We start from the raw sequence: 12,575 nt of genomic DNA, 5'->3' as shown, positions 1-12,575 counted from the left end.
CCCCCTATCAACCAGACCTGCCCGCCTATCCCGATCGCCTCGCCGCCCCCATCCCCGCTTTTGACCTGCCCACCCCTGGCCAGTGGCATCCCTACCCCGATCGGGGCCAACGGCCCATCCTGAACGATGAGGCCCTGGGCTTTCTCCATCCCGATATCCAACAAGCCTGTCTATGCATAGGTACCTGGCAGCAGCAAACCTGGCAAACCCAATGGTGGGGACGGCAAGCCCTCACCCCGGTTGAATTTTGGAGCGCGACCAAAATTATTCCCCTCATTTATCTGGTTGCCCAAGCCAATACCCAGGCCCCTGAGACGCCGATCGACACCTGTCTGCTCCGCGACGCCGAGCATCCCCAAGCCTACCGGTTTCAGGAGTTGGCCACTGATGTGATCAGCTATCAACAACAGATCGCAACCTCCAACGCGATCGCCCATAGCTTGAAATTATTTGCGACCCCCCCAGCTTTAGAAACCTGGTTAAAACACCTCACGGGTAATGCCAATTTAAGATTTCAGGGAAGATATGGCGAACCGCCTTTCCTCCGCATGCCTGAACTGTATGATCCCCAGCGCGATCAGGTTCTCCTCCGGGCTGAGGCTGAGGAACACCGGGGCGAAAATGCCGTGTCTGCCTATGATCTAACCCGTATCCTCACGATGATGGCTTGGCACCCCTCGCTGCCGCCCAACGCGCAAATTCCCGGCCTCCAACCCCATAGCTGGCCTCCGTTAATTACTGCCCTGGGGACTGATTCTGCTCGCTATGTGGATCTCGCCCTGACGACTCTGAACTTAACGCCGAGGCTACGATCGCCCGTGATCCTGTCTAAAATGGGCTTTGGCAGAAGCAATATCCGCGATCGTAGCGAACTCAGTTATACGGCCTTTGGCCACTGGTTCGATACCCGCGAGCGACCGGCTCGTTTGCGTACCTTTGGTGTCACCCTCCTGGCTGCCTATGTTTGCCATGATCCGCATGAGGAAGCTAGAATTCTCGATGCTCGGATGGCCACCGAAGTGACGGAAATCCTCCGCTGGTTAATGGTATTGACTTAAGGGTTGAATTAATCCAACTCTTCCCAACGGCGATTTTGATTGTTGCGCAGGGCGCGTAAATAACCCACTAGCTCGTGATTCTCGAGGGTGGATAAATCCAGATCCAGTAGATCTTCAATCCGAACCCGAATTCCATCCAGGAAACGATACCAAAATGCGGGATCATTGTGGGCAACATCCTGATAGTCAAAATAGACTAATTGGCCGACATGACTATAGAACAGGGAGCGTAGGGGAATGCGGGTGACCAGATCATTCCGATTGACAAATCGATAGGTTTTCGAGAGCAGGTTCGTATTGAAATTACGTTCAAACTCGCGATCGCCAACTCGTGGAGACCCAAATGTATATAACCCACTCACGGGTCGATCCTTCTCTCGCAATTTTGCCGTGGCTAGGGTTGCTAAGGCCCCACCCAAACTATGCCCCGTAATCCATAGGGAGGGAGGCCGCACGGCGTTTTCACAAATTGATTGGAAATTGGCTTCACTGATCCGCTGCCGAACCTGGAGATCCTGAATGACCCCCTGTACCTCCCGCCAAACCCAACTGAGGCCACGGCTAAAGCCTTCATGTACTCGCCCAAAGGGACCCCCGACGAGATCGATATCGAGATTGTCCATCCAATTCTTTAGGGAATCCGTGCCCCGAAAAGCCACAATAATTTTCTCGCGATCGGCCAACAGCAGGGCTTCAATCTGTTCCCGATCAAAAATATACACATGGTCAAACTTAAAGTTTTCCCTGGCGACTTGGTTCACGAATGCTGCATCCGTATAATAGGCAAGTCGGGAGGCTTTTGCGAGTGCTAGGGCATTCTTGAAGCTGAATTTAGTAGTATAGGGTTCAAAGTCAAATGATTGAAACCAGGGATCAGGCTGGGGAGTGGTAGTAATCATGGTTGTGATGCACCTTGGGTAGTTATAGAACACGTAAAATTTGAAGTCAGGCGATCGCTAAGAGGCTGTTTAGAAGATCCGAATATGGGGTAATTTGACGACTAAAGTCGTCACTAAAAACTTAGCGAATCCTGGCGACTGGTCAGAACATGGTTGCTCGTAGCTACTAGAACAGCAATTTTAATCGCCGTAATACCCTAGACGTTTAGCTAAGCGTCTAATTAACTACTCTATTTACGTTTAGATGTAGCTTAGTAAGCGCAGCATGATTAATGACTGCTGCCTCTGATGACCATGAGCCTCTCAAATTCTCTTAAAAGTTGCTACCGATCGCCGCACTCTGATAACAATCTTAAGACTTATCATTTTGTTACTTCTTGCTGCCTAGGACTCACATGATTAACCTTAGGCCCGCTGGCGACTCGCGGATTTCCGCCCCGATCGGGAAGAAGGGGGCTGGCGAGAACTGCCCTTCGGCTGGCGTTTCGCACTCCGTGGGGTCGGAGCAGCGGGGGGGGGCACGGGATCGGGGGCAGCGGCTATTTGACGCAGGCTAGCGGCTTGGCTGAGCAGCAATTCGGCAAAGGCCGTGGCCGACCCCTGGTCGTCCGGTTCTACTTCCCCACTCGCCAATTGGGCCAACTCTTGACGCTGCTGGGCCGGGTCGAGGCGGTGTACTTGAACGATCGTCCGTTCTGTCTCAGCTTGGGGTTCACCGGGCTGTCCTGCCCTAGCTACCACCTGTTTATCCACCCGAAAGTGATGATCCGCCATTGCCGCGACGATCGGCTGGTGGGTGACACACAAGACTTGCTGCTGCTGGGCCAGTTGGTGCAACTTCTGCGCGATCGCCTGGGCCACCCGCCCGGATACCCCCACATCGATTTCGTCAAATACCAAGACGGGTGTCAGACGGGTGGTCCCTTGGACCAGGACCGCCTTGAGGGCCAGCAAAAATCGGCTCATCTCCCCCCCGGATGCGGTTTCCGCCAGGGGTTGCAGCGGTTCGCCCGGATTGGGGCTAAAGTGAAAGCTCACCCGATCAGCTCCCGTGGCCGTTGGTGGGGTCGGTGTTAACACCACCTGGAACTGGACCCGTTCCATTGCCAGGGGTTGCAAGGCCGTTACTAGGGTCGCTTCCAGTTGTTGAGCCGCCATTTGCCGCAGATGGGTCAGGGCAGCACACGCCTGATCCAGGTGCTGGCGTTTTGCCTGACAGGTGGCGGCCAATTCCTCCCAGCTCTCCCCCTCAGCGGTGAGTTCGCCAAGTTCCTGAGTAATCCGCTCGACATAGGCGATCGCCTCGTCCAGGGTTGGCCCATATTTCCGACAGATGTGCTTGAGTTCCTGGATACGATCTACCACCCCTTGCAGGCGATCGGGGTCTGTTTCCAGGTAACTACCGTAGGCATTGATCTGGCGTCCTGCCTCCGCTACCTGGGTGAGCGCACTACTGACTAATTCCAGAATGCCGCCCAGTTGCGGATCATAGGCCTGCATTTCGGTGAGCATCGCCTCGGCCCGCCCCAACAGATCCGCCGCTGCCATCCCCCCCTGCTCGTTCTGGTAAAGGGCCTGATACACCGCATAACTTTGCTGCTTCAGTTCCACACTGTGGCTCAAACGCTGGTATTCCTGTTCTAATTCAGTCAACTCCTGGGGATCACTGAGGTGGGCAGCGGCCAATTCCTGGGCCTGGTACTGAAGTAAATCTAGCCGTTGTAGCCGTTGCTGTTGGGACTGTTGCCGCGCTTCCAGGGCGCGGAGGGCTTGCTGGTAGTGGGCAAAGGCTGTGGCCACCTGTTGCCGCTGTTGGTTTAAGGCTGGCCCGCCGAAACTATCCAACAGTTGGCGTTGGATGGCCGGTTGCCCCAGTTGCAAGGTTTGGCCCTGGGCCGTGATTTCCACGAGATGTTCCCGCAGGGTATCCAACTGTTGCTTATTGACCAGGACCCCATTGACCCGTGAACGACTACGCACCCCCGACGCGGCAGTTCGCGTCGCCCCACCGGTGGGTACTGTTAACTCCCGGCTACAGATGAGGGTGCCATCCCCCATTGCCTCGATCGCCTGGGTCGCTAACCAGGCCTGGAGGGCGGGCGTTACCTCAAAACTGGCCTCTAGGCGCGAGCGGCTGGCCCCTGTCCGAATCATCCGGGCCGTCACCTTATCCCCTAGGATCGCCGCGATCGCGTCCAGGATGATCGACTTTCCCGCCCCCGTTTCCCCCGTGAGGACATTTAACCCCTCACCGAACGCCACTTCCAGGCAATCAATCAGTGCAAAGTTCTCAATCCGCAGGGACAACAACATGGAAATACCCCGATAGCTTGGCGACGCCCGTGGCGGATCGCGTGTTTTGTTGGCTTAGCAAGACATCACCCTCAAGTCTAATCGGATCTGACCGTGTCTGGATGGTCCACACCGGATGGCCCTCATCATCAGGCGCGATTGCCCAGGGTACTGGGGCGACGACCTGCCGCCTGATCGGAAACTTTTGGGTTGGCCGGTTCGTCACCCCAAGGGAATAACGGTATGGGTCTACCCCTCGACGGACTCACCCCCCGGTTCAGAAAATTGCCATAAGGCTTTACAATCAGCATGAGTAACTGTACTTAGCTTTAGACGAATGACGGGTGCGAGCGTCACTCGCCCCAGTGGGTAGCGCTTGAGCATTTTGCTGGCTACCGTGCCAACTCACTCGCTGTATCCTTCGTTTTGACCGATGGTTTTTATGGATGAGTCCTAGACGATAACAGATAAATCGGAGAGACTACTGGTAAGGTTAGAAACGGAATTATGTAGCGGGATCAGTAACAACCAACTTCAAAGGCAAAGTGCATGGATAGATCTGGTGTGCGGGAGTGCTGGAATACTGTGAAGAAAACTCGCTTATCTTCTGTTTTAGTGGCCACACTGGCCGCATCAGCTAGTTTGGGCCTATCGGAGGCAGCACGGGGCGACACAATTGTGCCGACGATCGGGCTGTCGGGTTCATTGAGTGCGGTGACCCCAACGCCAGATACCCCTGCGATCGGGGTGGTTGTTCCCACCCGCTTCGATGGCGAGTCCTCCGCCCCGACGGCTCCCGTCAGTGTGGTGTTTGGTGAACCCTACCCCCAACCGCTCGCCCCGACGGCCCCATTCCCGCCGCTACTGGCTCAGGAAGCTGGGGACCCCCCCCCGATCATTGACCTGGAAGCGCCTCCAGCGGTTGTGCCGGAATTGCCAGAAGGAACCCAGACACCGGAGCAAGAGACGCCCGATACGATCGATCTCGTGCCGAGTCGCCCCCTCGAACCAGACATGCAGATCAACCTGCCAGCAGCGCCCTCCAATGGGGAGATCCCATCCACGGCTCCCCCCCCGGTCATTCCCCCCTTTGAGCAACCGACTCCCACCACAGAAACGACGGAACCACGGGTATTGGTGGCGGAAGTTCAAGTGGAAGGCGCAACCCCAACTCTCCAAAATGAGGTCTTCCAGGCCATTCGGACCCAACCTGGCCAGACGACGACGCGATCGCAACTCCAAAGCGATATCAACGCTATTTTTGCGACGGGCTACTTTGCACGGGTCCGGGCTGAACCCGAAGATACCCCCTTGGGTGTCCGTATTACCTTTTTTGTCGAACCCAACCCGGTCTTGCAGGCGGTGCGGATTGCTGATGCCCAGGTCCTCCCCCCAGAGGTGGCTGATACCATCTTCTCACCTCTCTATGGTCAAACGCTGAACCTGCGCCAACTGCAAAGCGGTATCCAGGAGCTGAACAAGTGGTACCAGGACAATGGGTATGTGCTGGCCCAGGTTGTCGACTCCCCCGATGTGTCGCCCGATGGGACCGTTACGCTTCAGGTTGCTGAAGGGGTGATCGCAGACATTCAAGTCCAGTTTCTCAGTAAGGATGGAGAAACCACCGATGAAGACGGGAACCCGATCAAAGGCCGGACCCGCCCCTTCATCATTACCCGTGAGTTTGAAACCCAAACCGGGCAAGTATTCAACCGTCAACAAATCGAAGATGACCTACGGCGGGTCTTTGGGTTGGGCATTTTTGAAGACGTGCGCCTGTCCCTAAATCCGGGCGACAATCCCCAGGAAGTTGTCGTCGTGGTTAATGTGATTGAACGCAATACCGGATCGATCGCGGCGGGGGCGGGGATTAGTTCCGCCAGTGGGGTCTTTGGTTCAGTCAGCTACCAGGAACAAAACCTGGGGGGAAATAACCAGAAGCTAGGGGCCGAAATTCAGGTGGGCCAGCGGGAGTTGCTCTTTGATGTCAACTTTACCGATCCCTGGATTGCGGGTGACCCCTATCGCACCTCCTACACGGTGAATGCCTTCCGGCGACGATCGATTTCCCTGATCTTCGACGGCGGTGATCCGGAAGTGGAACTGCCCAATGGCGATCGGCCCCGCGTCGTGCGCACGGGTGGCGGTATCAGTTTTAGTCGCCCCCTGCAAAACGGCTGGTCGGCGTCTACTGGCTTGCAGTATCAACACGTTACGATCCGCGACGCCGATGGGGATCTCAGCCCAAGGGATGAGAAGGGCAACGATCTCAGTTTCAGTGGCACCGGGAAGGATGACTTGGTGACGCTCCAGTTTGGCATGGTTAACGATCGCCGCAATGATCCCATCCGGCCTACCCAGGGGTCACTGCTGCGATTTGGGGTTGAGCAATCGGTACCCGTTGGCAGTGGTTCCATCTTCTTCAATCGCCTGCGGGGCAGCTACAGCTTCTATGTCCCGGTCCAGTATGTGAACTTTACCAAAGGTCCCCAGGCCCTTGCCTTTAACGTGCAAGCCGGCACCGTGATTGGTGATCTGCCCCCCTACGAAGCCTTTTCCCTGGGGGGGCTGAACTCCGTGCGAGGCTACGATGAGGGCGAAGTTGGCAGTGGCCGTTCTTTTGCCCAAGCGAGTGCGGAATACCGCTTCCCGCTGTTTTCCATCCTCGGTGGTGCTCTGTTTGTGGACTTTGCGAGTGATCTGGGCACGGGGGATGATGTCCCCGGCGATCCGGCGGGTATTCGCGGCAAACCGGGTTGGGGCCTAGGCTATGGTGCGGGTGTGCGCATCCAGTCGCCGCTGGGGGCAATTCGGATCGACTACGGCTTGAATAACGAAGGCGATAGTCGGGTTCACTTTGGCATTGGTGAGCGCTTCTAAGGCCGATTATGACAGCAGCCCCCCTGCCCCCGACTGGCCAACTCCCTTCTGCTCCAGTGCCCCAGCGTCCGATCCTAGCTGCCACCCAACATACCCTGGCTGCTGCCTTTACGGCGACGGGCGTGGGCCTGCATAGTGGCGCGTCGGTCCAGGTACGGGTGGGGCCAGCCCCGGTGGGCAGGGGGCGTGTCTTTGTGCGGGTGGATTTGCCCGATCGCCCCCGGATTCCGGCTCAGGTGGCAGCGGTGGAGCACACCCTGCTATCGACGGAACTGTGCTGGGGGGAGGCCCGTGTGCGCACGGTAGAGCATTTGCTGGCGGCGCTGGCGGGGATGGGGATCGATAATGCCGAGATTGAGATTGACGGTCCGGAAGTCCCCCTAATGGATGGCTCGGCCCAGGATTGGGTGCGGGCGATTGCCGCCGTCGGGTGGGTGGATCAGGCCGCACCCCGATCGTGCCTCATCCTAGCGGAACCCCTCTGGGTGCAACGCGACGATGCCTTTGTTGCGGCCCTGCCCGCGCGTGAGCCGCGTTTTAGTTATGGCATTGACTTTGACCTGAGCGCGATCGGGAACCAGTGGCATAGCTGGTCCCCCCGGCAGGAGGATTTTGCCACGGCAGTGGCCCCGGCCCGGACCTTTGGTTTGGCCCATCAAATTGAGCACTTGCAAGCCCAAGGGTTGATCAAAGGTGGTAGTCTGGAAAATGCCCTTGTTTGTAGCTCAGAGGGTTGGGTGAATCCGCCATTGCGGTTTGCCAATGAACCGGCCCGCCATAAATTGTTGGATCTAGTTGGAGATTTGAGCTTGCTGGGTGCCCTGCCCCTGGCCCATATTGTGGCCTACAAGGGCAGTCACGGTTTGCATACCCAACTAGCCCGCTGTATTCAGAATGCGAATCCTGGTCCTCACGCCACCTTAGGCAGCGGCTAGCGGCCATTCGCAATTTTGTTGTTCCTACCCCCAGGCCCATGTCCGTCTCTACCCGTGTGAATTTGAGTGACCCAGAGGTGCTATCGCCGCGATCGGAGCTGGAGGCAGCCACGCCGCTGGTGAAGACTACCTTTGCCGCCGAGGAAATTCAAGCCCTCCTGCCCCATCGCTATCCCTTTGCCCTGGTGGATCGCATTATTGACTATGTCCCTGGCAAACGGGCGGTGGGTATTAAAAATGTGTCGGTAAATGAACCCCACTTCCAGGGCCACTTCCCCGGCCAACCCGTGATGCCTGGTGTGTTGATTTTGGAGGCGATCGCCCAAGTCGGCGGGATTATCGCGGTGCAAATGCCAGAGATGGGCGGGGGGTTATTTGTCTTTGCCGGTATTGACAAGGCCCGGTTCCGGCGTCCCGTGGTTCCTGGGGATCAATTGCTCATGACCGTGGAGCTACTGGCGGTCAAGCATCGGCGGTTTTGCAAGATTTACGGTAAGGCAGAGGTGGAAGGGCAACTCGCGGCTGATGGCGAAATGATGTTTTCGCTGGTAGCCCAGTAGGGATAAACGCGGAGACGTAAGTTGACCCCCCCAAACATGCCAGCCATCCATCCCACCGCCGTGATCCATCCTGGTGCCGAGCTACACCCAACGGCGCGGGTGGGAGCCTATGCCGTCATTGGCCCCCAGGTGAAAATTGGGGCCGAGACGGTTGTTGACCCCCACGTGGTGATTGATGGCGATACGGTGATTGGCGATCGCAACCATATTTTTGTGGGTGCCGCGATCGGCCTCGATTCCCAAGACCTGAAATATACGGGCGAACCCAGCCAGGTACGCATCGGTAACGACAACCGGATTCGCGAGTTTGTGACGATTAACCGGGCCAATCAAGCTGGGGAAGCCACCCGGATTGGGGATCAAAATTTAATCATGGCCTATGTGCACATTGCCCACGATTGTGTGGTCGGCGATCGGGTGGTGATTGCCAATGCCGTATCCGTTGGCGGCCATGTGGTGATTGAATCCCAGGCGGTGATTGGGGGCATGGTGGGGATTCACCAATTTGTTCAGATTGGTCGTTTGGCAATGGTGGGAGCCATGAGTCGGATCGATCGGGATGTGCCTCCCTATGTCCTGGTGGAGGGGCATCCGGCACGGGTACGTTCGCTGAACCTGGTGGGCTTGAAGCGATCGGGCTTGACCACAGAGGCCAGTGGCCAACCGTTCCAAGCCTTGAAAAAAGCTTTTCGCCTGTTGTATCGATCGGGCCTATCTTTTCCAGAGGCGCTGGCCCAAGTGGAACTTTTGGGGGATTACGACTGTATTCAACACTTGCACCGTTTTTTACAATTCTCGATGTTAGAGGGACGACGCGGCTTGATCCCTGGGAAGGGGGCCAAACTGGATGAAATCTAATAGGCGGGAACACAAAGATACCTGAATTGCCGACAAGACAAGGGTAAAAAGCAGTTCTCAAGATTCGCTAAAAACGCCAGCATGGCAAAAAGTTTCTGCCCGCTGTCAGGTTTAGGGGGGCGATCAGGGAATACTGACCGCAGTGCGTGCGGACACACTAACCCCATGTTCGATCACCGTTCGTGTAGCGACACCAGCCGCGTATCGCCGCTAACCCCTGTGCCTTGGATTCCTGATATTCGTGCCTCCCAACACTGGTCGCTCTCGCCCTTACAGCGGCAGCGATGGCTGCACGGTCTGGCCCTGCTTCTGAGTGATGCGATCGCCTTGGCCCTGGCTTGGCGGCTTGCTGCCCACCTTAACCAGTTTTATTCCCCGATTCCGGCCCAATTGGTCTGGTGGGTGTGGTTGGGCCTACCTAGTTTATTTTGGGTGTTTGCTGCGACTGTGCTGCTGGTCCTGGGGGGGAATGGGTTATACAGCACAACAGGGCAATGGAAAAATTACCTGAAGGCGGGTCGCCTGGTGAGTTATGTATACCTCGCGTCCCTGGTGGTGTCCTACTTTTATGACCCGTTGATTGATCCCCCGCGATCCCTGTTTTTTAGCGCCTGGTTTGCCAGCGTTGTTCTGGTAGTGGGGTTACGCCTGCTTACCACCCTGGGGCTACGGCAAGCTGAGCAAGGCGATCCCGTAGCGGTGTTTTTGCTGGCGCCACGCGATCGCCTCGAACAGTTAACCCAGGCTCTCCAGCGCCGTGCCCATTATCGGGTGGTCGGCACTGCGGCCCCGGATCAGATCCATACTGCCGCCACAGTCCAGGCTATTTTGGCAACCCAGGCGCAGGAGGTCCTGGCCGATTTTTCCGAGCGCAGGTCAGTTGGCTGGTCGGAAGTGGATTTAGCCTCCTCTCTATACTGGCAATTACGGCGGGCTGGGATTAATTTGCGGTTTCTCCCCTCTAGCCTCAATATGCTGCATCGACGCGGCGAACCAGAGGTCTTGGCGGGTTTGCCCACGTTGAAGGTGGAAGCTCCCCTTTTCAGTGGGTTGGACTATCAGCTCAAGCGATGTATTGACTTTGTGGGGGCGTTGCTGGGTCTTATCCTCCTGTCGCCGCTGCTGGTGGGTGTTGCGATCGCGATTAAACTCACCTCGTCCGGACCCATCCTCTTCCGGCAGGAGCGGATGGGGTTACACGGCAAGGTCTTCCAGATGTGGAAGTTTCGCACCATGATCGTAGATGCCCCCCACCTCCAGAGCCAACTGGAGCGCCACAATGAAAGCCAGGATGGGGTTATGTTCAAAATCAAGCATGATCCGCGCATTACGGCGATCGGGCGTTGGCTGCGCCACACCAGTATTGACGAGCTACCCCAACTGGTTAATGTCCTGCGGGGGGAGATGAGCTTGGTGGGGCCCCGCCCCCTGCCCCTGCGCGATGTCCAGCGGTTTGCCCCCTGGCACCACACCCGCCACCAGGTGTTACCGGGTATTACCGGGCTGTGGCAGGTATCTGGGCGATCGGATATCGATACCTTTGATGATGCCGTGCGCCTGGATCTTTACTACATCGATAACTGGTCCCTCAACCTGGATCTGGATATTTTGCTGGAAACCTGTCGGATAATCTTATTTGGCCGGGGGGCCTATTAAAGCGCCAGTCAAACTTTGGCGAACAGAAAAATAGTATGATGACGGGGGCAAACCCTTTGGTCAGGTGTCAGGTCTAGTACTGGTCATCACGCTTGCCATTGGTTCACGATTCAGTGCGGGAGTATCGCTCGGTGATGAAGGATATCTGGGCTGGGATCGCCGCTCGACGCCTCTTAACCAATCTACTGGCTATCATCCTGGTTCTAAGCATTGGCCTGGTGGGCTGTCAGCAGGCGACGCCAGTGAGTTTACCGGTGGCCAGCCAGCCAAGTCCAGTGAAGTTAGGGGGACGCCTATCGGAAGTCGCGCCGCCCGCCGCGATTCAAACCCTACGCCAGTCCTTGGATGTCTACCAGCCCCAGGTGGCGATCGTGAGTCCCCGCCCGGATGAGGTGTTGACCTCTACAACGGCCAGTGTGCGCTTTCAAGTTCGGGATTTGCCGATTTTCCAAGATGAGACCTTGGGGTTGGGTCCCCATTTGCATGTCATTCTTGATAATCAGCCTTATCAGGCGGTCTACGATCTGGATCAGCCTCTAGTCTTTAAGGATTTGGAACCAGGTACCCATACCCTGCGGGCCTTTGCCGCCCGTCCTTGGCACGAAAGTTTTAAGAACGATGGGGCCTATGCCCAGGTGACGTTCCATGTCCTGACACCGACGGCCACCAATCACCCCGATCCCAAGTTGCCCCTGTTGACCTATAGCCGTCCCCAAGGGCGCTATGGGGCGGAACCCATTTTGCTGGATTTCTACCTTGCCAATGCGCCCCTGCATCTGGCGGCGGCTGAGGATGAGAGTAGTGATTGGCGGATTCGCTGCACGATCAATGGCGAAAGTTTTGTGTTAGAAGACTGGCAACCCGTCTACCTTAAAGGGTTCAAGCGGGGTGATAACTGGATTAAGCTGGAGTTTCTGAACAATCGTGGCGAGCTGGTCCTCAACGCTTTTAATAATCCGGCCCGCCTCATTCAGTACGAACCGGGCGGCAAAGATCCCCTCTCGCGGTTAATGCGGGGCGAATTGTCGGCCACGGCGGCCCAGGGAATTGTCAAGCAAACCGTCACCACCCCGGCCCGACCATCGACCTCACCAGCCGCTAAACCAACCCCGCCCGTGCAGGCTCAGCCGGTGGCTAAACCAACCCCGTCGCCAGTGGCGTCCCCCCCGAGCACGCGGCCCACGCCACCAACGGCCCCTTCGCCAGTCGCCGCACCGCCTGTTGTTGAACCCAGCCCGGTGGCCTCACCTCCGCCCCCGCCAGGGGTGCCTGCTACGCCTGTTCCCCGCCCTGAAAGGTCCCCATTGCCGGAGGCGAAACCGGCGCCAGCATTGCCAGAAGTCACTCCTAACCCGGTGGCAACTCCAACCGCAACACCTGTACCGACGATCGCCCCCTCGGCGCCCCCATCCCCGGTGGTGCCGCCTGCGGCTGCTC

8 protein-coding genes and 1 pseudogene are annotated in these 12,575 nt (G+C 57.2%); 7 read left to right on the top strand and 2 right to left on the bottom strand.

Annotated elements, in window-relative coordinates:
• The coding region (locus ACWIUF_RS08755) for a hypothetical protein (RefSeq protein WP_448571941.1) at window positions 1-1,058 on the top strand (1,058 nt) is incomplete at its 5' end.
• Window positions 1,059-1,066: 8 nt separating this feature from the next.
• On the opposite strand, the gene ACWIUF_RS08750 is transcribed toward ACWIUF_RS08755, so the two are convergent.
• The gene (locus tag ACWIUF_RS08750) at window positions 1,067-1,957 is read right to left on the bottom strand and encodes a lipase family protein (protein WP_448571940.1); all 891 of its coding nucleotides are present in this window, start codon (window positions 1,955-1,957) and stop codon (window positions 1,067-1,069) included.
• A gap of 405 nt (window positions 1,958-2,362) precedes the next feature.
• The gene (gene recN / locus ACWIUF_RS08745) at window positions 2,363-4,270 is read right to left on the bottom strand and encodes a DNA repair protein RecN (protein ID WP_448571939.1); all 1,908 of its coding nucleotides are present in this window, start codon (window positions 4,268-4,270) and stop codon (window positions 2,363-2,365) included.
• Between the two features lie 528 nt (window positions 4,271-4,798).
• Between recN and ACWIUF_RS08740 the strand changes: the two genes are divergently transcribed.
• The 6 genes and pseudogenes from ACWIUF_RS08740 to ACWIUF_RS08715 all read left to right on the top strand — a co-directional run.
• Window positions 4,799-7,129, top strand: coding sequence for a BamA/TamA family outer membrane protein (locus ACWIUF_RS08740; protein ID WP_448571938.1), 2,331 nt, complete (start codon window positions 4,799-4,801; stop codon window positions 7,127-7,129).
• A gap of 8 nt (window positions 7,130-7,137) precedes the next feature.
• Entirely contained in the window at window positions 7,138-8,064 is a 927-nt protein-coding gene (lpxC, locus tag ACWIUF_RS08735) for a UDP-3-O-acyl-N-acetylglucosamine deacetylase (protein WP_448571936.1), read from the top strand.
• Between the two features lie 38 nt (window positions 8,065-8,102).
• Window positions 8,103-8,624 carry a 3-hydroxyacyl-ACP dehydratase FabZ gene (fabZ, locus tag ACWIUF_RS08730; protein ID WP_448571934.1) on the top strand — a complete coding sequence of 174 codons (522 nt, stop codon included), beginning with the start codon at window positions 8,103-8,105 and terminating at the stop codon, window positions 8,622-8,624.
• Window positions 8,625-8,645: 21 nt separating this feature from the next.
• Window positions 8,646-9,482: an acyl-ACP--UDP-N-acetylglucosamine O-acyltransferase gene (lpxA, locus tag ACWIUF_RS08725; RefSeq protein ID WP_448571932.1), complete on the top strand. Its 837-nt coding sequence runs from the start codon at window positions 8,646-8,648 to the stop codon at window positions 9,480-9,482.
• A 219-nt stretch (window positions 9,483-9,701) separates the two neighbouring features.
• Window positions 9,702-11,138 (top strand): sugar transferase, encoded by a 1,437-nt coding sequence (locus ACWIUF_RS08720; RefSeq protein WP_448571930.1) that lies wholly within the window; start codon window positions 9,702-9,704, stop codon window positions 11,136-11,138.
• Window positions 11,139-11,236: 98 nt separating this feature from the next.
• Window positions 11,237-12,575, top strand: a pseudogene (locus ACWIUF_RS08715) (hypothetical protein); the annotation flags it as partial.

The sequence above is a fragment of the Trichothermofontia sp. genome, from assembly GCF_053493415.1.
This window is presented reverse-complemented; position numbering and strand designations above follow the sequence as displayed.